The sequence below is a fragment of the Povalibacter sp. genome, from assembly GCF_036520495.1.
GTDB lineage: Bacteria > Pseudomonadota > Gammaproteobacteria > Steroidobacterales > Steroidobacteraceae > Steroidobacter.
The window spans coordinates 113303-134433 of record NZ_DATDJO010000038.1; the positions used below are offsets into that span (position 1 = coordinate 113303).

Annotated in this window: 13 protein-coding genes and 1 pseudogene; 5 read left to right on the forward strand and 9 right to left on the reverse strand. The window is 62.8% G+C overall.

The genetic code is table 11. From position 1 onward, the window contains the following. Positions 1 to 479 precede the first annotated feature (479 nt). From VIZ63_RS14415 to VIZ63_RS14420, 3 genes and pseudogenes are all read right to left on the reverse strand, one after another. Positions 480 to 875 (reverse strand): hypothetical protein, encoded by a 396-nt coding sequence (locus VIZ63_RS14415; RefSeq protein ID WP_331610360.1) that lies wholly within the window; start codon positions 873 to 875, stop codon positions 480 to 482. Positions 876 to 903: 28 nt separating this feature from the next. Further along, positions 904 to 1467 (reverse strand): annotated as a pseudogene (locus VIZ63_RS25655) (SDR family oxidoreductase); the annotation flags it as partial. Beyond that, positions 1446 to 3371 carry a winged helix-turn-helix domain-containing protein gene (locus tag VIZ63_RS14420; protein WP_331610361.1) on the reverse strand — a complete coding sequence of 642 codons (1926 nt, stop codon included), beginning with the start codon at positions 3369 to 3371 and terminating at the stop codon, positions 1446 to 1448. The pseudogene VIZ63_RS25655 and the gene VIZ63_RS14420, both read right to left, overlap by 22 nt. Before the next feature lie 134 nt (positions 3372 to 3505). Between VIZ63_RS14420 and VIZ63_RS14425 the strand changes: the two genes are divergently transcribed. Then, on the forward strand, positions 3506 to 4852 hold the full coding sequence (locus VIZ63_RS14425; RefSeq protein WP_331610362.1) for a hypothetical protein: 1347 nt from the start codon (positions 3506 to 3508) through the stop codon (positions 4850 to 4852). Here the strand turns inward: VIZ63_RS14425 and VIZ63_RS14430 are convergent. Together VIZ63_RS14430 and VIZ63_RS14435 are read right to left on the reverse strand one after the other, a co-directional pair. After that, positions 4798 to 6237 carry an amidohydrolase gene (locus tag VIZ63_RS14430; RefSeq protein WP_331610363.1) on the reverse strand — a complete coding sequence of 480 codons (1440 nt, stop codon included), beginning with the start codon at positions 6235 to 6237 and terminating at the stop codon, positions 4798 to 4800. The two genes, VIZ63_RS14425 and VIZ63_RS14430, sit on opposite strands and share 55 nt — an antisense overlap. 213 nt (positions 6238 to 6450) lie before the next feature. Further along, positions 6451 to 7971 carry a hypothetical protein gene (locus VIZ63_RS14435; RefSeq protein ID WP_331610364.1) on the reverse strand — a complete coding sequence of 507 codons (1521 nt, stop codon included), beginning with the start codon at positions 7969 to 7971 and terminating at the stop codon, positions 6451 to 6453. A gap of 377 nt (positions 7972 to 8348) precedes the next feature. On the opposite strand from VIZ63_RS14435, the gene VIZ63_RS14440 reads away from it, so the two are divergent. Beyond that, positions 8349 to 9482: an acyltransferase gene (locus VIZ63_RS14440; protein WP_331610365.1), complete on the forward strand. Its 1134-nt coding sequence runs from the start codon at positions 8349 to 8351 to the stop codon at positions 9480 to 9482. A gap of 194 nt (positions 9483 to 9676) precedes the next feature. Beyond that, positions 9677 to 11128, forward strand: a complete 1452-nt coding sequence (locus VIZ63_RS14445) for an NAD(P)/FAD-dependent oxidoreductase (RefSeq protein ID WP_331610366.1) — start codon at positions 9677 to 9679, stop codon at positions 11126 to 11128. A 125-nt stretch (positions 11129 to 11253) separates the two neighbouring features. Here the strand turns inward: VIZ63_RS14445 and norR are convergent, their stop codons facing one another. Continuing rightward, on the reverse strand, positions 11254 to 12774 hold the full coding sequence (gene norR, locus VIZ63_RS14450) for a nitric oxide reductase transcriptional regulator NorR (RefSeq protein WP_331610367.1): 1521 nt from the start codon (positions 12772 to 12774) through the stop codon (positions 11254 to 11256). 169 nt (positions 12775 to 12943) lie between these two features. On the opposite strand from norR, the gene hmpA reads away from it, so the two are divergent. Further along, on the forward strand, positions 12944 to 14143 hold the full coding sequence (gene hmpA / locus VIZ63_RS14455; protein ID WP_331610368.1) for an NO-inducible flavohemoprotein: 1200 nt from the start codon (positions 12944 to 12946) through the stop codon (positions 14141 to 14143). A 112-nt stretch (positions 14144 to 14255) separates the two neighbouring features. Here hmpA and VIZ63_RS14460 read toward each other — a convergent pair whose 3' ends face one another. Beyond that, a complete protein-coding gene (locus tag VIZ63_RS14460; RefSeq protein ID WP_331610369.1) occupies positions 14256 to 15494 on the reverse strand; it encodes an MFS transporter in 1239 nt (412 codons plus the stop codon). 512 nt (positions 15495 to 16006) lie between these two features. Here VIZ63_RS14460 and VIZ63_RS14465 point away from each other — a divergent pair. Further along, positions 16007 to 18079 carry an alginate lyase family protein gene (locus VIZ63_RS14465; RefSeq protein ID WP_331610370.1) on the forward strand — a complete coding sequence of 691 codons (2073 nt, stop codon included), beginning with the start codon at positions 16007 to 16009 and terminating at the stop codon, positions 18077 to 18079. A gap of 41 nt (positions 18080 to 18120) precedes the next feature. On the opposite strand, the gene VIZ63_RS14470 is transcribed toward VIZ63_RS14465, so the two are convergent. Then, positions 18121 to 18957: an HAD family hydrolase gene (locus VIZ63_RS14470; RefSeq protein WP_331610371.1), complete on the reverse strand. Its 837-nt coding sequence runs from the start codon at positions 18955 to 18957 to the stop codon at positions 18121 to 18123. 77 nt (positions 18958 to 19034) lie between these two features. After that, the gene (locus tag VIZ63_RS14475) at positions 19035 to 21116 is read right to left on the reverse strand and encodes a methyl-accepting chemotaxis protein (RefSeq protein WP_331610372.1); all 2082 of its coding nucleotides are present in this window, start codon (positions 21114 to 21116) and stop codon (positions 19035 to 19037) included. Between the last annotated feature and the right edge of the window lie 15 nt (positions 21117 to 21131).

Sequence of the window (21131 nt, forward strand, 5' to 3'; positions counted from 1 at the left end):
AGCGGTCCGCTGCTGCGACAGCGGATCGGACGATGCGGCGGGTGTGGCAGCACATCCGCCGCATTTCTGTTTCCGTCGACCGGTCGCGCCGGGGGGTTCGTTCACCAGGAAGAGCCAGGCGGACGGACAGGCAGAAGTGCTGCTGAATCGGCCGCCGGGTACGCCGCGTTCAGCAACTCACAGCGATGTCAGACTTGCCGAACGACCCGCCGGGTGCAACGCTGCTGCGAAGGCAGCAAGAGTTTCAGCAAGACGGCGGAGAAGAACGAATGGGCGGCAAGTACTCCGGTTCCTGTCTCTGCGGCACCGTCGCCGCAAGACCGGATGCTCATCTGTTCACAGCCAGTCGGGCTGGGTGGGATAAAGAACTGGAAACGATCCCGAGTATCGACAGATTCCCGTCCTGAAGAGCAACGGCACCCGCGAGACCACCACGGGATGCAGCGTCACGCCTGTATTTTCGACTCTGATGGCGGCCGCTACGGCGCGGGAAGCACGCGCGGTCGCGCTGTGGCCAGCGCCTCATCGAGCATCCTGATCAGCTCCTCGCGTCCATACGTGAAGCGCTGCCCCTCATTCAACTGCACCAGCTTCTCGATCTCCTTGCGGATGACGAGCCTGGCCTCAGGTTCAACCGGGACGATCATGTAACGACGCTGTGGATTGGGCTCGAACAACGCCCGCTCGACGACTGCCGCGACCTCGTCCGGCGGCGGGTACTGGCTGCGATCCGCGATGCGCTCTCCGGCGCCGCTTCGCTCCACGGCATTCCTGCCCAGCTCGGTGTTGTAGTTTCCCGGCTCGATCACATTGACCTGCACACCGAGCGGCGCCATCTTCGCCGCGAGCGAATCCGTGAAGGGCCTCGATCGCATGCTTGCTCATGGCGTAAGCCAACAGGTCCGGCATCGCGACGATTCCCGAGAGCGAACCGATGTTCGTGATGCGGCCCTTCTGTGCAACGATCAGTGGTGCAACGGCCCGCGTCACGCGATAGGGGCCCTCGACATTCACGGCCATCACCAGGCCGAACTCCCCGGACTTCATGTCGGTCAGCGATCCCAGTGTCGCCACGCCGGCATTGTTGACCAGGCCGTACAGCCCCCTGCCCGCCGTCGTGATCGATTCCACCGCCGCGTCGATCTGCTGCTGATCGGTCACGTCCAATCGAATGGGTTGCACATTCCTGATCCCGGCCAGCGCGTTGAGATCCTGCTCCTTGCGAGCACCCGCGTAGACGAAATATCCATTGGCCGCGAGGCGCTCGGTGATCTTGCGACCGATGCCCGAGCTGGCGCCCGTCACCAGCACCGCTTTCATCTCTGTTGCGGGCACGGTTTCACTCAGGACCGGGGACGAAATCAGCAGACTCAGCAGAGCAATGGTCACACAACGCATGAGGGACTCTCTCCTGCTATTGAACTGAAGCCCGGTCGAAGGGCGCGTCAAACCGACGATAGCCGACATCGAAGACGATCCTCTGTCCGATCCCGGCTGATCCCGATCCTCCGAACGAGTGACGCAAATCTCGGATCGCCATGCAGTGCATCGAACCCCGGCTCGTGCGCGAGGAAGACGAGCAGCGTCGATCGATCCTCCATCGCGCGTTCGAGCCAGTGAAACGTCGACTCCGTATCACCGAGCGCGGCGTAGATCAAAGCAACATCGTGCGCGGCGACGTAGCGCTCCCTGGACTTCTTCAATACGCGGGTCAGTTCCGCGAGCGCTTCGTCACGTCGTCCCGCCAGTGCCAGCGCCTGCGCGCGGAAGGCATTGCTGCCGGGAGTCTGAAGCGGACGCTCGTCATACTCCGCGATGGCGCGTTCGTGGTTTCCAGTAGCGATGAGATTGCGAATCAGGAAGCCGCGCGCATTGTCGATGCGTTCGTCGAGCTGCAACACCTGCTCGACGAGCTGCAGCGATTCATCGTAGCGTCTGGCGTAGTAGAGGTAGTTCCCCCCGGCAGCCCATGCCGCGAGCCAGAGAGGTTCCAGTTGCTGTGCCTTCGCAGACGCGGCCACGGCCAGATCGAAGTCGCCTTGCATCGCAGACAGCAGTCCGCAGCGGTGAACTGTGAGCGCCAGAGTCGGATCGAGATCGATTGCACGCTGATACTCGCGTTGGGCGCCCGCCGGATCGTGCTGGTACTGCAACAGGATATGCCCCAATGCCGAATGGGCGGCTGCCAGCGTGGGATCGATCGACAACGCCTTCTCCGCCGCGGCCATGGCTCTGGGAAATACCTCGTGCGGAGCGCGCATCCCGAAGACCCCCAGGACCGCGTAACTATCGGCGAGCCCCGTGTATGCAAGTGCATAGTTCGGATCACGCGCAACCGCTTGTTCGAAGAATTCGATCGCACGCAGCAGGTCCTGTTCGCTCTGCCTCGTCCAGGCGAATCGGCCGCTCATGTAAAGTGCGTACGCTTCGGCATCCTGAGTAGTTGCAACGCCGCGGAGTGATTCGCTTCCGACGCGGCGAACGGCGAGCGCCTGCGTGACCTTGGCTGCGATGAGATCCTGGACTTCGAAGATCGTGGTGAATTCCTGGTCGAAGCTCTGCGCCCAGAGTTGCCGTCCATCGGCCACACGCAGCAGTCGTACCGACACACGCAAACGGTCGCCGCGACGCTGCAGCGAACCGTCGAGCACAGTACCCACCTGCAGTTCGCGACCCGCCGCAATCGGGTCCTGGTCCAGCGCGCTGAATCTGCGCACCGAACTCAGTGGCGCGATCGAGTAGGAACCGTGCTGCCCGAGACTCGAGATCAGCGATTCCGCCATGCCCAGTTCGAGCGATGCGTTCTGTTCGGCCGGTACCAGTGGCTTGAACGGCAGAATCGCGATCGTTTGACGGTCGGCATCTGCAGGTGTGCGGGAAGCGCGCGGAATGTTCGCGAGCAGCGCGGCCATCGCGATCAGCACGATCACGACGCCTGCGATCGCCCACATGAGACCGGGCCGACGTCGCTTCGGCCCGACCACAGAGTCAGACCCCGGCGCATCGCTGCTACCCGCTGTGGGGAAAACAACGGCATCCTCCTGCCGCGTGACCCGGGCGACGAACCGGTACCCCTTGCGGGATATCGTTGCGATGTATCGATTTTCGCCACGCGTTTCACCGAGGACCTGACGCAGCGTCGATATGTTCTGCGTGAGGCTGTTTTCCTCGACGACCACCTCCGGCCAGATCGCCCTCAACAACACGTCCTTGTCCAGCGTCTCGCCCGCGTGCTCAACCAGGCAGGCCAGCGTCTCGTACACCTTCGAGGTCAGGGCGATCGTCTCCCCCGATTCACGACGCAGCAGGCGCTGCTGGCCGACGTCCAGGACGAAGTCGCCGAACTCGTAGCGCGTGCGTGGCGCAGTCATGAACGGGAAATCGGGCAAATCACAATAAATCAGAACTCTTCAGCGACCCGCCAAGGATCTTCCGCGGATTCCGCTCGATAGTCACGGCCCGAAAGCCCCCCCCCGCGGCAGTGGCAACCGACTGGAGAGACACCATGAGATCGATGCGCACGATGGCCAGGACGCTCTTTATCTATGCCTTGCTGGCAAGCCTCCAGGTCTGGGGTGGTCCGACCTGGGCTGATTCGAAGCGGGGTGTCGAAGACGCCAACCGCTGCGATGGGGAACCCTGCGACGCCGTCTTGCGAGGGCTGATCGCGTTCTTCGACCGCAACCTGCACGGTCTCGATGGCAATGGCCGCTCCTGCAACGACTGTCACATGATCACCGAACAGTTCCGGCTGACGCCCGCGGCGGTGGAGGCGCGATTTCAGAAGCTGCAGAAGCGACGGCACTACAATCGCCACGCCGATGACCCGCTGTTCCGGCCGATCGATGCCGACGATTTTCGCATCAACGGCGAGAACGCCAGCGACTACAGCAATTTGCGTCAGAACGGCCTGATCAGGGTCGTCTTCGCGCTGCCGCCGAACATCCGGTTGATCGACCCCGAGACCAATGCACCGTCGGATGAACAAACGGTCGATCTCTGGCGCATGGTCCCCGGCGTGACGGACGTGAAACTGTCGGGTGCAGACGGGGTCAACCCCTGGCCGCGCGGGCCCAATGCGAGCGGCGGCTATCAGCTGGATGGACGGTTTCTGACGCTGCAGGAACAGGCACTCGCGGCGCTCACCAGTCATGCGCAGATCACTGCCGCCCCACCGCAACGGCTGCTCGACGATCTGAGCTCCCTGCAGCGGGTGCTATTCACCAACGAACGTGTTCGAGCGCTCTCGCTGGCGATCGATGCCGGCATCACCCCTCTGCCTACCGCCGATCCGCGACTCAACACGCTCGAGCAGCAGGGCAGGAAGGTGTTCGAACGCGCCTGCGCTCAATGTCACGGCGGACCCGGTCAGTCGACACCGCAGCCGCCGGTCGTGCGAATGCATGAGATCTTCACGCAGTGCCCACGACGAGTGGACGTCGTGACGCCAGCGCGCTTCAACTTTGCGCCGTGCCCGCCGCGACTGGCGCGCAATGCACGTACTTATGAAATAACGCTCGCGAACGGCACGACGACGCGCCGCACGAGCTCGGACCCGGGCCGTGCGCTGCTGACCGGATTCGTTGGCGGTCCGCCGCCACTCGACGACTGGAACAAGCTCGACATTCCGGGCATGCGCGGTCTGCGCCACACCGCCCCCTACTTTCACAACAACAGTGCGAACACTCTCGAAGAACTCGTCGATCACTACGTCGAGTTCTACAAGTTCGTGAAAGCGAATGCGGCGCCGGGCGTCGTACCGCCGGTGGCGTCCACGGATGGCGTGAACTTCGATCGTCAACCGCAGCCCGAGGAGCGCACGGCGTTGTTGGCGTATCTGCGCAAGCTGTAGCCAGAGTCCGCAGCAGAGGCGGTGCCGGTCATGAGTGCCGGCACCCGCACGGACAAACTACCGTGACAGCCAGCGCGAAACGGATGGCCTCGGGCTGAACTTCGCTGGTCTTTCTTCAGGAGATCCAGCGCCGCCAATGTCATCGCCTCCACGCCCGCCTTGATGGACGGCTCGGGCTCGATCATGAACAGCGGCGAGTGAGAGTCTGCCCAGTCACCCGATGCAAGCCTCTGCGGCGATGTGCCGCCGACTTCGAAATACACACTCGGAATCGGCGGCGTAACGCCGACCAGGTCGGGAAAATCCTCCGCACCCATGTCGGTCTGGCGCCATTGGACGAAGGCGTCGTCTCCCATACCGGCGCGGATCGCAGTACGCACGCGCTGGGCGAGCGCGGCATCGTTGGTGGTGGTCGGCGCGCCGTCGCTTCTAATCACGACTTCCGGCAACAGTTTCTCGGGCACGCCGGCGGCACGCGCGGTATTCAGCGCGACCCTCTCGATACTCTTCAGCAACAGCGCACGCGTGACCTCGTCGTTCGCTCGCACCGTAACGTCGAGTCGCGCGCCATCGGAGATGACGTTGGACGCGGAGCCGGCATGAAAGGCGCCGACCGTGATCAATGCCGGTACGATTGGAGAGACTTCGCGCGTGACGATGTTCTGCAGCGCCAGCACGATCTGGCTGCCGATGATGACCGGATCATTGCCAAGGTGGGGGGATGCTCCATGCGTGCCCACCGTATGTACATGGATGCGTACCGTGTCCACGCTCGAGTACATCATCCCGTCGCTGAAGGCGATCTTGCCTGCCGGGTATTTCGGGATCACATGCAGCGCCAGCGCATGGTCTGGCCGGCCGACACGGCCGTACAGATCGTCCGCCACCATCGCCCGTGCACCGCCCTGCGCCTCCTCCGCAGGCTGCCCGAGCAGCAGCAATGTGCCGCGCCATTGATCCTTCAATGCCACCATCCGCCGCGCCACCCCAACCAACGTGGTGACGTGCATGTCGTGGCCGCAGGCATGCATGACCGGTACGTCTTCGCCTTCGAGATCGACCTGCCGCTGCTTCGATGCATAGGGGAGCCCGGTCTTTTCCTGCACCGGCAGCGCATCCATGTCGGCGCGAATCAACAGCACCGGGCCATCGCCGTTGCGCAACGTACCCACCAGTCCGGTCTTGCCGATGTTGCGAGTGACGCTGTAGCCGAGTTGGCCGAGCTCTTTCGCCAGCCGATCCGAGGTCTTCGATTCCTGCATCGAGAGCTCAGGATTGGCGTGGAGGTGTCTGAACAACGCATCCAGGTACGGATAGTCGGCGCCGATCGCATCGCCGAGAGAAGAGGCATGCGCCGGCACGGCGGACAGGAGCAGCGCGGCCATTGTGGCCGGCAAAGAAGCAGTCAAGCGCATCGGATTCCCCTTGTGTCCAGTGCTACATGACACTGGAATTGTTGTTTGGAATTGATCGTCGCATCGATTGGAATCCCGGACCAGTGCATCGACAGACAGTCAGCCGATCAGCGAACGCCAGCTGGCATGAGGTAGCTGGGCTCCACGTTGCCTTGACAATCGAAGCCGTAGAAACTCAAGCGATCACTCAACCGCAGGCGAAACTGGCGATGCCCTCTGGCCTTCGTCCAGTTCGGCCTCGACCTTCTTCAGCAGTTCGCGCGCCACGTCCGTGTACTCACCGGGGTGTGGACTGTAAGCAAGCGGACCCAGCACCTGAATTGCATCCTGGTAGCGCTCATCGGAAATCATCTGCTGTGCGACGAGCCAGCGCAGCGAGGCATCGAAGGGCGCCAGCTGCATCGCCCACTCGAGGCCGTCGATAGCGTTTTCCGTGGGCCGCTCGCCCTGATTCAGGTAGCTGAGATAGAACCGCACGAGCGGGACCGGATGGTCGTTCTCGGCGGCATTCGCCTTGATGAACTGTCCGCGCACGTCCTTCCAGGATTCCTTCGGCAGTACACCGCTCTCTACCTTGTTGGCGAGCGCGTAGCCCTTCTGGAGGTGGGCGTTGATATTCTTCGGATCAATGGCGAGAGCGGCGTCAGCCGCGGCAATTGCTGCGTCGTCGTTGCCTGCATCGAACTCGGCTTCGGCTAGGGCGGAGAGCACTGCGGGGTCATCTCGATGAAGCGCAGCGACTTTGCGGGCGTCTGGCACCAGACCCAGGGCCTCTTCGCGGCTGACTCCGACTTTCGACTCGATCATGATGGGCATCATCGCCGCCTCGCCCGGACGCAGTTTTCGCACCGTGATCGGGGCAATGGTAAGCCCCGCGCCATCGATGTTTATGACATTGATCCTGCGTTGCCTCATGTAGGCATCCATGTCCTTCTCGAGTTGCGTGAAGTCACCGAAGGCGCCCTCGGCCGCCTGCAGAGCCGAACGCCCCGTTGCCAGCAGCCGCTGATACTCGGATAGCTGTCCCTTACGTCCGGACCCCATCTGGAGATAGTGAAACAACAACCAGCTCTGTCCGTAGAACGAGTCATAGGTGAACTTCTTCTCACTGGCGCCGCCGTCGAAGTCGAGGAATCGCAGGATGGGGACTTCCGGGGCATACACCAGTTCTGCGAACCGATGCGTCGCCGGTGCGCCAAGCAGGACACTGCCGTCATCCTTGAACCTTACGCCAGCGAAGAACTCCGCGAATCCCTCCGTGAACCAGCGCGGGTACGTCCGGTCAGTCAGGCCGGCAATCATGAAATGGTGGGCGTACTCGTGGTAGAGGATCGTTTCCCCTGAGAGTTCGTACGTCGATGCGCCGCCGATTCTCGGGATCACCGCGACGGACGATCCTGCGCGAGGAATGTAGATGCCGGAAACAAACCGATTCTGCGTTCCGGTGACTTTGCGGACTTTTGCCGAGCTCGAAACGACGAAGACCGTCACGCGGTTGGATGGACCTGGCTTGTTCTGCGATTTCACGAACAGATGCGCCATCGCGCCATGGAAGCGCTCGAGCCGCTCGGCAAACCTTGTTACGACCTTCTCGCTCTGATCGCTGTAGATGACGAAGTGATCGCCGCTGACCTCCAGCCACTCGGCTTTCGCTGTTGCCACCCACAGAAAGAGCGAGGCACACCCCAGCGCGATGTAACGCATGCCGACCTCCCGTGCCTGCCAGCTATTCTTCTTTGGTCGTCGCGGATACTGTCCGCGAAATCCACATGACCTGCAAGGAGCATTCCCGGGCAGCGCTGGACTTCCAATCCATGCAGCTATCAGCCGCAAGCAGATCTGACCCGGGGGAACAGAGAACGGCGACCGCGCATTGGCCGTCCCGATCCGCTGAGATTCGAATGGCCACACACCAAAGAACGCTGCACGTATGCGCGGGTGAACGATATCCTTTGATGCGAGCGGCGCCCGAATGCCTGCTTGCAGTACTCGTCATTCGCCGATCGAAGCAGACGTGAGTGAGTTCGCGCAGGCAGGATCAGTCCACCGCAGGCGCCCGACGAAAACCCCAGGATTGCGACGTGGACGCAGGGACGTACGTGCAGAAGAAAGCAGGGCTTGACGGCCTCACCATTGCCCGGTTCTTTGCGGCGATCTGTGTCGTGATCTATCACTTCTACGATCGCTCGCAGGCACCCTCTCCTCTGTTGGCCAATCTGTTCTCCGGCGGCTTCTTTCCGTTTTTCTTCATTCTCTCGGGCTTCCTGCTGACCTACGTCGCGCGACCGAATCAGACTTTGCGGGACTTCTGGGTGAAGCGCCTCGCCCGCGTCTATCCGGTCTATGTGCTCGCCTGGATTGGCACCGGTTTGTTTCTTTTCCTGTGGATGCCGACGCTGACCGCGTTCCTGCGCACACTCGGGTTCTATGGCCTGCCCACCTTGATCTTCGCGCAGTCATGGATACCGAAAGCCGCCGTCGGCTGGAACTGGCCGGCTTGGTCGATGGCGGCGGAGATATTTTTCTGGCTGACGTTCCCCTGGGCCTATCGCCTGATCGCCAGGTCCAGGCGCCTGGTGGTGCTGCTCGCCGTGTTCGTCATCGTGAATGCCTTCATCTATGTCGCCCGCGCGGAGCTGACTGCGGCGCGTGCGCTGATGCTGGAGGGCACTCTGCTCGAGACTCCATGGTCGCGCTACATCGCCTATTTCCCGCCAACCTTCCTGGTGCAGTTCCTGATGGGCATCGCCCTCGCATTCCTGTTCATGCGCCATGGCTCGATGCCCAGGATCTGGCGCTGTGTTGCCATCGCCGCCACCGGATTCGTTCTCGTACTGCCGGCGAAGATCGCCGGCGTCGCGAGCGACGCATATCTCGGTCTGTGTTACTGCGCGCTCATCTATGCGATCGCTTCGATGCGGGTACCGGCTTCCGCCCTGACAGGAATGCTGGTGACGCTAGGCAAGACAAGTTATTCGCTGTTCATCCTGCAGGGACCTGTCTGGACGCTGTACTGGTACTGCCAGGGGGAGAACGGCGGACATCGACCTTTCAGCCAGCTGCTGCCGTATCTGGCGCTGTTGATCGTGATCGCACTGCTCACCTACCGCTACATCGAGACGCCGGCCTCGGACTGGATCAGAAAGCGATTCGGCGCTCCTCGCCCGGCCGCGCTGCCGCTCAAAGCGACGGCCACTTCGCCAGGATTGAGTTGATTCGCTCCTGCCCTTGCGGGAGCACGCCTCGGCTGCGCCGCAACCAGAACGCCGACGCGCCGCACGCCCACCGATCCGTTCATCACAACTGCAGCTGTTGATATCACCACGGGCTGCCGGCCAGGAAACGCGACCCACCCCGGCCAGTCTGCGATATTCTGCGGCGACGGCGAACAGACTCGCGCGGCATGACAATGCACAAGAAACTATCGCGACGACATTTCCTGCAGTCCGCCGGTCTCGGCCTCGGTGGCATGGTCCTGAGCCGCTCGCAGGCGCTCGCTGCAATCGGCGAATCCGGAGCATCCGGCAACGGCAAGAAGGTTCTCGTGCTCGGTGCAGGAATGGCGGGCCTGGCTGCCGCGCTGAAGCTGCTTGACCTCGGGTTTCAGGTCACTCTGCTGGAAGCACGAACCTGGGCCGGCGGTCGCGTTCATACGATCCGCGAGCCGTTCTCCGACGGCGTTTACGCCGAGGCCGGAGCGGGCAGAATACCTTCGACGCACGAACTCACTCTCGAGTACGTCAAGCGCTACGGACTCGAACTCGATCCGTTCTATCCCGCATCAGGAAGCGGCGTGTTCCTGTGGCGCGGACAGCGACAGGTCGTACCGTACGACGGCGCCGGCGATCTGAAAGGCTTGCCGCTCAGCTTCACCGCGCGTGAACGGGCGGCCGGGTTCGGTGGATTGTCGGCGCTCTATTTCGATCGGCTGCGCGACGAGATCGGGACGCTGCCGAGTGGCGGTTGGCCGTATCCGCGCTTCAACAAATACAAGGACGTGAGTTTCGGCGACTTCCTCCGCAAACAGGGCGCATCGACGGATGCGATCGCCTATCTCACGCAAGGCTTCTACGAGGACTCGCTGCTCGACTATGCGCACGATGCACTGAGTCACGCAGTGCCGATGCTGTGGAAGATTCGCGGCGGCAACGATCGCCTGCCGCTGGCAATGGCCGGCGAACTGAGCGAACACATCCGCTACGGCGCGGAAATCCGCCGTATCGAGCAATCGGCGCAAGGCGTCAAGGTGATGTACCAGGCCGGCGGTGTGGATCACACCGAGACTGCGGATCGAGTCGTCTGCACGCTGCCGTTCACGGTGTTGCGGGACATCGAGGTCGCGCCGTACTGGAGTGCCGGCAAGGCGGATGCGGTACGCAACATGTACCTCGGTCCGGTGGCGCGTGTGTTCGTACAGACACGCACTCGATTCTGGGAGCAGCAGGGGCTGAACGGTTTCGCGACTGTCGATCAGCCGATGGAAGTCTGGAGCCCGACGTACAACCAGCCCGGCCGGCGCGGCATCATCATGTCGTACATCTACGAAGATCTGGCGCGGGAATATTCGGCGCTCGCGCCGCAGTCACAGATCGATCGCATGCTGGATCTGTATGAGCAGGTTCATCCAGGCGTTCGCGACGGGTTCGAATCGGCGACCACATGGTCCTGGCTCAACGAGAAATACAGTCGCGGCGCCTTTTGCGTCACCAAGGCCGGGCAGTTCGGGCTGCTGGAGCATGCCGCCACTGTCGAAGGGCGCATTCATTTCGCCGGGGAACACACCTCCGCATGGCCAGGCTGGATTCAGGGCGCCCTGCATTCGGGACTGCGCGCAGCGAACGAGATCGCGGCGGCCCCGTGAAGTGACCGGAGGCAGCCGGAGCACCGGGCGAATCAATCGAAACGACCGCCTCTGGCGGTTGCCGGCCTCGACAAGTTGCAACTGTTGCAGGACAGCGGCGTGCCGGCTATCGACAAGCACCCGTGTCAGTGCCGCTGGCGCACGCCAAGTCGCCGCATGAGTCGATGGAAATTGCCTCGATCCATACCAGCCGCACGCGCAGCAGCCGCGATGCTGCCGTCGTTTCGACCCAGTGCATCGCTGATCCATTCGCGCTGGAAGAACTGCGTTGCCTCTCGCAGTGTCGTAGCAGCGGCGGGCTCCCCGGGCGCCTGTCGAAACCTGGGTGCGCCTGCGGCTTCGCTTGCTCCTGCCGCTTCGAGCGCGAGGTGCCGCGGCTCTATCCCGATCCAGCGATGAGCGTGACCCTGCTCAGCCACCGCGCGCAATGCAGCGCGACTCAAGGTGTGTTCGAGTTCTCTCACATTCCCCGGCCAGTCATATGCCAGCAGCGCCTCGCGCGCGTCAGGAGTCAGGCGGAAATTTCGCGCTTCGAGGCGACGCTGGTTCTCTTCCAGAAAGGCGCCCGCGAGTGCGAGCACATCGCGCCCACGTTCGCGCAGTGGCGGCACGATGAGCGGGAACACCGAGAGCCGATGGAACAGGTCAGCGCGAAATCGCCCTGCGCTGACTTCCTGACGCAGATCGCGATTCGTCGCCGCGATGACGCGAACGTCGACGTGCAGCGGCGCATCGCTGCCAGGACGCTGGATCTCGCCGCTCTGCAGAGCACGCAGGAGCTTGGCTTGCACCGACGGCGGCAACTCGCCCACTTCGTCGAGCAGCAGCGTGCCACCGTCCGCGAGTTCGAACTTGCCGGCGCGATCCTGCATCGCCCCGGTGAATGCACCTTTGCGATGACCGAACAGCTCGCTCTCGGCCAGCGACTCGGGCAACGCTGCGCAGTTCACGTGCACCAGCAGCTGATCGCGTCGCGGCGACTGTTCGTGCAGGCGCTGGGCAATTAGCTCCTTGCCCACACCGGTCTCGCCGAGAATCAGCACGGTCAGGTCCGATGGCGCCACGGTGTGGATATCGTGCAGGAGCTGTCGCATTGCGGTGCTGCTGCCAATCAGTTCGCGCGGCGCATCGACGTAGCGAATGGCATGGGGGACCACGACCGCGCGCCGTCGATGCGCGGATGCTGCCTTGCTCGCGGTAATCGCCTGAATGCCTTCGATCATGAGCTGCTCCACGCGCCGTAGCTGTGGTTCGTCGAGTGGCGCGAGCGCGTCCGGCGATAACGCATCGAACGTCAGTACACCCCAAAGCTCACCATCGATCCACAGCGGCATCCCGACGCAGTCATGCACGGGTGAAAGTTCAGACACTCCTTTGATCAGCCCATCGTACGGATCGGGCAAGCCGCAATCCGCCGGCAGTCGGACGGGACTGCGGGACTGCACGAAGCGGGCAAGGCGCGGATGGTCGGCAATGGCGAAACGCCGGTGCCGCGTTTCCTCGGTCAGTCCCTCGGTGGCCTCCGGAACCAGCACGCTGTCGTCCAACCGCAGAAGCGCGATGGCATCGCACGGCGCCAGCGCCCGTGCCACTGCGAGCAGTTCCGCGTAACGGCCTTCGCCCTCCAGGTTTCGCAGCGGTGTCATTGTGACCTCATTGATGTCGATCAGACATCATACATTGATGTCAAAACGACACGCCCGGAGATTATTCCCCTGTTATTCCACGTGGGATCAGTAATTTAGACGTGGCATGACACTTGAATATGTGAAATCGCCCGGCTCCTGCCGGCATCCACATGAAATGAGAAGAGACATGCTGACCGCCCAGACCATCGCGATCGTCAAAGCCACCGTTCCGGCGCTGCAAGCGCACGGGGAACACATCACCCGTTGCTTCTACGACCTGCTGTTCCGCGAGCATCCGGAAGTGCAGGCCTTTTTCAATCAATCGCACCAGGCTGCCGGCACGCAGCAGCGAGCTCTCGCTGACGCCGTGCTGGCATACGCGGCCAACATCGATCGACTGGAAGCGCTGGCGAATGCAGTGCCGCGCATCGTGCAGAAGCATGCGGCGCTGGGCGTACTGCCCGAGCACTATCCCATCGTCGGCAAGTGCCTTCTGCAAGCCATTCGCGAAGTGCTGGGCTCGGCCGCGACCGAAGAGATCATTGCCGCGTGGGCCGAAGCGTATGGCGCACTGGCGAAAATCTTCACCGCCGCCGAAGAAACCGTGTATCGCACCAACGAACGGCGATCGGGTGGCTGGCGCGGAGTGCGGCCTTTCGTCGTTGCACGCCGCGAGACGGAAAGCGAAGTGATCACATCGTTCTATCTGCGCCCGCAGGATGATCGACCCATTCCCGCCTTCGAACCCGGGCAGTACCTGACATTGGTGCTGGATATCGATGGCCAGTCCACGCGTCGCAACTACTCGCTCTCGTGTGCACCGAACACCGCCGGGTACCGCATCAGTGTCAAGCGCGAACAGGGCGGCAAGGCATCCAACTGGCTGCATGACCAGGCAACGCCAGGGACATTGCTCAATGTGCTGCCGCCATGCGGCGAGTTCGTGCTCCCGCCAGGCAACGAGCGTCCGCTCGTGCTCGTGACTGGTGGCGTCGGCCTCACCCCTGCACTGAGCATGCTGCATGCCGCCGCGAGCACCGGCCGGCGTGTCGACTTCATCCACGCAGCACGCAACAGTCGCACGCATGCATTCGCCCGCGAAGTCGATGCACTCGTGGACAAGCACGCGGCCGTGACCCGACTTTATGCTTACGACGAACCGCTGCACGAAGACCAGCCGGATGTCGTCGGACGACTGACCACGCAACTTCTGGCGCAGCGCCTGCCTGCAGATCGCAATGTGGATCTCTACCTGCTGGGCCCGAAGCCCTTCATGCAGCAGGTGTATCGCAGCGTTCTCGAGCTGGGGGTCGTGCCTGCCCGCATACGCTATGAGTTCTTTGGTCCGCTGGAGTCGCTCGAGGCGCCTGCAGTGGCAGCTGTGTAGCTCTTGCTTGAGAGGGCCCTTGCCGGGGCCCTCTCATTTTCACAACTGCGGGTGTCAGTGGGAATAGATGGATAGGAGGTGTCCATAGAGTCGCAATAGCAAGGACAGCCGTTCAGATCTCTGCCCTGGCGAGCCCGCCTGCGGCAGTCTTCGATCGCTGCCGCGACAGCAAGATGGCGAACACGAACGCGGCGAGGCTGAGCAGACCGAAGAACCACAGCATTGCATCGTAACCGGCAGGATTCGCGACGCTGGCGCCACCGCGATCGTTCACGTACCCCGCCACGATATTGGCGACGAAGACACCCGCCTGCTGCAGGGCGGTCATCAAGCCATAGGCCGTTCCGAGTTGCTCAGCGGAGCAGTAGCGCGCGACCGCCGGCCACAACACTGCTGGAACGAGCGAGTAGCTCGCGCCCAGAAGTACCGTTGCCGCAGTCAGATTTTCCGTACCGTTGGAAGCGAGCAACAGGAAACTCACCGGCAGTCCGAGCGCACCGACAGTGAGAAGCAGTCCGTGCCGCTGTACGCGATCGAGGAGCAGGCCGAACACCGGTGTCAAAAACATTGCAGCGAGAAACACATGACTGTTCAGCGTGCTCGCCGCCTCCAGGGTCAGGCCATGCGCTTCCTGGAAATACTTGATCGAGAATGTGCTGCGAAACGGAAAGATCACCGCATAGAAGGTCACGCAGATGCCCACGATGAGCCAGTACTCGACCCGAAACCGCAGCAGGTTGCTCCAGTCGATGCGATCGCTCGGCGGCGCAATCGCAAGCGTGCCACGAGCCGCTTCGTGGCGATCGATGATCCAGTAGGCCAGCGCCCCGACGACAGAGAGCACGCCGAACGCTGCGGCGAGCCACAACGGCGATTGCCATCCCTGCGCGTACAGATCGCTGGCGAATGTCGGTGAACGATCTGCGAGATACGACCCGAATCGCACTGCCGTAATGTTGAGCGCGAGCATCAGCGCGAAGTAGCGACCGACGAACCACTGCGCAAAGGCGACGGTCACCGCCACCACCATGGTCTCGGCACCGAGCCCGAACAGCAACCGGCCGGCGACCATGACCGGGAATTCGGATCCCAGCGCCGTGACGATCGCACCAAGCAGGCACAGGACCGACGTGAACAACGTGACCGAGCGCGCGGAGTAACGATCGACGAGCACGCCACCGATCAGCACCATGACGATGTTCGGCAAGCTGTAGATCGCATTGAGCGTGCCGATCTGGGTGTCGGACCAGCCGAGCTGCCGCGACAACAGCTCGGCAACCGGACCGATCGAATCGTAGATGTAGTAGTTGCCGAGCATCGCGAGCGACGTCGCGAAGAACATTCCGACCATGGTAGCCAGGGAGGGTCGGTGTCCGAGCGCTTGCGTCATAAGTCAGCCGCCGCGTCACGTTGATCGCTGCTGCAGGCCGGCAGCAAGGGCATCCCGGCATGCATCGATTCAAATCGATAGGGTGGCAGCGGAGATCTGTTGTTCATCTTCTTTCGATCCCCGGGCTGGCAATGGAGTGTATCCACGCCTGACACGCGCTGCATAGAACTCGTTGGTTGATGATGGAATCGGCCCGAGGCCCACCCGTGCCTCGAACACTTTCTTGGTATCCTGCACTGCAAGCCGATTGAACGGCGATGCGAACGACTGCCTCTGGCGGAGAAGAACAATGACATTCCAGATGTCGGCCGTGCCTTATGCGTCTTTTCGCTGGCCTTCATGCGCCTGCACAACCACACACCTGCCCAGGCGCACAGCTGACGGACTTCCCGACCTTCATGAAGATCTCGATCGTTGTGCAGTCCACCTGAACAGGTGGGTGTCTCCTGCGTATTTGCACCCGTGATCACCACATGACCTCGCTCGTCCCGACACCGTCACTGCTGGAGTTCGCGCTGTATCGGATCCTCGGCAACAGCTTGCCGCCGCGCCATGGGGCCGACGAGATGCTGGCCCATCTGCGCTTCACGCTCGAACATGAGCCCGAGCTGCCTGGGTGTCGCAAACACTGGGTGCTCAACCGCATCGCGGACGCGCGCGTCGAAGCAGCCTGCGCCGAACTCATACGCCAGGCAGGCCATGAATGCATCCGTCTGCCGTTCGAGATGATCCACTACGCGAAGCGTTTCAACGATGTGTCCGATCTGCCGCCGGGTGTCGACCGTGTCGACCCAAACCATAGTCAGATTGCGTTTGACACCTCGAGCTTCGCGCTCGAATGGAAGTACCGCCACAAGAACCTGTACGCGATCGGCCTGAACGAAGCACGCAATGTGGCGCTCGACGCCGGCCGGGCCATCGCGCGCTGGACCTTGCCCTGGGATGCCGCCTGCTTCATCTGCAGCGACGCCTGGGAACAGATTCGTGGCCTCGCTGCGAGCGACGCTGCGGCACTGCATCTGGTCGTGTCGCTGGCGCGCGTTCGGGACAATGCCGCACTGCTGCGACCGGGTTCTGTGTCCGCCAGCCTGACCGAGCCACAACTCGGCTTTCGCAATGACAGTCAGTCGCGTTTCGACGAGCGTCTGCGCTACGGCAATCTCAACAAGGCTGCATTGCTGCGGAATCTCGGTGTGCCCGGACCGTGGCATGCGTGGCGCACCGCCGCGTGGGACACGCAGCCCACCGCCGTCAATCCCGAGCGCGGGCGGTTCGTTCAAGGCGGCTGGGTCGCCCGACTGGCGTCGACCAGCGAGGAGCGCATCGAAAGCAGTGAAATTGTGCGCTGGCGTTCGCGCTTCGAGGGCGTCGAGACACTGTGCCGACAACTCGATGCGCGGCTGGTGGCGGCGAACAACCCACCGGGCCGGCTGCTTTGCTACGACGAAGCAGCGCTCATCAGAGGGGACAGACGCCCGCAAGCGGCTGCACTCGTCGCACACGCCCGCGCTGCACTGGCTCGCCCGCTACCGAGCGTACGCGACAAGACCGGCTGCGCTCACAGCGGTGACCCCGCCGACTATCTGAGCGTCGCGCCGTACTTCCACATCGACGCGGCCGGCACCGTTCGCCATCTCGATGGTCAGCGCAACGACGCGGCCACCCGCGGCACGATGGCAAGTCTCACGAACGATCGCGCCGCACTCGACCAGTTGGTGACCGATGCCTGCTCCACGGCTCTTGCCGGCACTCTCACCGGTGACCGGACCTTTCTCGAACATACGGCGCGCATGCTTCGTGCGTGGTTCATCGCTTCCGGCACGCGCATGAACCCACATATGCGATTCGCTCAGGTCACGCCTGGACGCGAGACCGGCAATGCCTGGGGCATCGTCGACTTCCGCGGTTTCTGGCCGCTGCTCGACGCCATCGTACTGACCTCGCGTGCCGGCCTGCTGAGCGACGACGAACAGGGCACCTTGAAATCGTGGTTCGAGGCGTTCCTGGTGGATGTCGATACACGCGGCATCGGGCGCGAACCGAACAACATCGCGGTATGGAACGACCTCGTCGTCGCGGCCCTGGCTGCCTTCGTCGGTCGGCACGCGCGAGCAGCCGAGGTATTGGCTGATCTGCCGCTGCGCTTCGCCAGCCAGCTCAGCGCCTTTGGTGTGCCAGTCAACGAACTGAAGCGCACCCGTCCCTTGCACTACGGCCTCTTTCTCGCTCAGGGCCTGATCAATTCGGCATGGCTGGGACGCCGCCTGGGCATAGATCTGTGGGCCTATTCGGCTTCGCAGCATCGCAGCATCGCCATGCTGTTGCGCTTCCTTGCGCTGAACAAGCGCCTGCTCGTCGACTACACCGCCGACGCCGACCGCTTCGACCAGCGCCTGGCAATGGCGTTTGCGCAGGTGCCGGCCGATGCGGTGCATGCGCAGGCGCTGGCTGAGCTTCGTGCGGCGAGCGACAAGCGTGCTTGCCTGGATGGCGATGACATGAGTACCGGTACGATGCCGTTCTTCATCCCGATGCGTGCGCCTTGATCGGCTGATCACAGTGGGCAGGCATAGCGATAGCGATCGACCTATTCACGTCGACCGAGCCACGAGTTCATCGAGTCCACCGACATGAATTCCGCCTTCATGCTGGCGGGCGCACCCTGCACGACTGCGGCACTGCCGGCCCAACGCAACAGATCCCAATCGTTGTAGTCATTGCCGATGGCCCACGTGTGCTCCCGAGCAAGACCGCGCATTCGTGCAATCCACGCGGCAGCCTGCGACTTGGAGACGCCAGCGGCGAATGCTTCGATCCACATGCTATGGCCATCGAGCGGGGACGTGGCGCGAATCACGCTCAGTTCCGGCAATTCGCGCCGCAGCGTTTTGAAGGGTTCGTTTGGATCACCCCCCGGCACAACCGCCAGCAGCTGACTCGCCGGATGGCGCGCTGCGCTCAGCTCGAACATGCGACCCTCCGCAGCATAACGCGCCAGCCGACGTTCGAAATCGGGATTCGGTTTGCCGGTCCGGTGAAACTGAAAGGCGTGCTGCGCGGGGATCGGCGCATGGATCATGAAATCCAGCTCGTGCGCCAGAAACATCTGAACCGCACGCTCGGCCTCATGCGACTGCAAGGTGTGCGAGACGAGCAGCTCTTGCGAGCGCCAATCCAGAATGCCGGCGCCGGAGGAAAAAACCAGATAGTCGATCGGAAAATCGGCAGGAATGACCTTCCTGGCAGTCGCAAGTGCGCGACCCGTCGCGATGACCCGGACGACACCTTGCTCACCGAGCGCGTGCAGCGCCTGCACATCGTCCGCAGCGAAGGGCTCGCCGCGCATGAGCAAGGTCCCATCCAGATCGCATACGAGCATCTGCAGCATCGCCGAGTACACCAGATCGCGGAATCCGGGCGGCACTATGCCCTATCTGCTGCCGACCATTCGACATCGGCAGCCGCGATCTTCCTCGCACGGCGAGATGGAGCGCGAGGCACTCAACCGCCGCTGGCGCGGCCCGATACTTCCGACGTGCCGCCGAATGCCGGCCGTACCACGTTCCTGGCGCGATGCGGCCCGCGCCGCTCGATGAAGTGCTGCTCGACCGGCGTCGCATCTATTACAGGAGTCGATGGGCCCTGTGCGAGCCGGAAGACCGCAGCGGCCTCCACGAGCTTCTGAGCCTGATCCCGCAAGCTCTCGGCTGCGGCGGCGCTTTCTTCGACCAGCGCGGCGTTCTCCTGCGTCGTCTGATCCATCTGGGTAACGGCGTCGTTGACCTGCTCGATACCGGCTGCCTGCTCCTGGCTCGCGGTGGAAATTTCCGCGACGATGTCCGTCAGTTTCTTGATGCCGCCGACGATGTCCTCGAGCGTCTTGCCCGATCGATCCACCAGCGTCGAACCTACCGTGACCTTGCCGACCGAGTCTTCGATGAGTCCCTTGATCTCCTTGGCCGCACTCGCGCTGCGCTGCGCGAGATTGCGCACTTCGGAGGCGACGACGGCGAAGCCGCGACCCTGCTCTCCCGCACGGGCAGCTTCGACTGCTGCGTTGAGCGCCAGGAGATTGGTCTGGAATGCGATCTCGTCGATGACACCGATAATGTCGGCGATGCGCTTGCTCGAGGCATTGATCTCGCCCATGGCGCCGATGGTCCGCGCGAGGATGGCGCCGCTCTCGTTCGCCTGGTTGCGCACGCCAACGGCGAGCACGTTGGCCTGACGGGCATTGTCGGCCGTCTGCTTCACCGTTGCCGTCATCTCCTCCATGCTGGCCGCCGTCTCCTCCAGCGCCGACGCCTGTTCCTGTGTACGCCTGGACAGCTCGTCGTTGCCCTGCGCTATCTGCGAACTGCCGGCAGCGACCCGATCGGCATTGTCGCGTACCACGGAGATGACGCCGGACAGTTGCGCCTGCATGTTCCTGAGCGAAGCCATCAGGCTCGACGTATCACCGTCCCGCACGTCGATACGCGCCGTCAGGTCACCACGCGCCACGGCGTTGGCGATGTTCGCCGCGTCTTCCGGCTCACCACCGATGGGCCTCAGCACCTGCCGATCGAGCACGAAACTGAGGCCCAGCGACACCGCGACGATGCTCAACAGCCCGAGCACGATGGCCGTGTTACGCAATCGGCTGACGCCGGCCATGATGCGCTCCTCCGGGACAGTGATCGCGAACGACCACGGCGTGGTCGTCGCGCCGATGCGCACCGGCACATGGATACGCGTAACAGCGGTGTTCAGCACTTCGCTGTCGAAGCTGCGGCTGAACTCGACCCCATTGGCAATCTGAGTCAGGTCGACGCCAGCGTCCCTGCCGAGACCCTTGCCGACATTGGCTGCATCGATGTCGCCGACATAGAGGCCTGCGTGCGTAATCAGGCTGGCATAGCCCGTGTCGTAGACGCGAATCCTGCCGATGATCTCCTGTAGATCCGCCAGTTCGATATCCACGCCCGCGACGCCCAGCAGTTTTCCGCCGACGACAATTGGCACAGCGAGACTGGTCATCAACACATCGCGGCCGCCGATGTTGTAACTGAAGGGTTCGAGAATGGTTTCGTTGCCGCTCTGCTTCGCCAGCTGGTAATAGTCGCCCGCACCAGCCACGTCATAATCGACCATCGCATCGACCTGCATCTGCCCGCTGCCGCGATTCCAGTAGGGCACGTAGCGGCCCGTGGCGTCGTGTCCCTTCTTGCCTGCGTAGTGGGCGTCCTGTCCATCGAAAGCATTCGGCTCCCAGCCGGTCCACACGCCAAGAAGGTCCGGGTTGCCCTCGAGCAAGCCCTTCATCATCGCATCGGCAGCCGCGCGATCAGCGAGCCCCGCCGCTTTCATTCCGGCCAACGCCTGCGCTGTCGAGCGCGCAGTGCCGAGCGCCCGCTCGATCCTGACCGCGACATCGTTGCCACCGCGCTTCGCCAACTCGCCGGCATACTGCAACGCGACCTTCCTCTGCATCGTACCTGCCTGCAGAGTCAACGCCGCAATGGTGGCGATGAAACCAATCAGCACGAAGGACACGATGATCGTGAGAACGCGGGTACGCAGGCTGTGACGTTTTCCCGTCATGGGTGGAATTCCGAT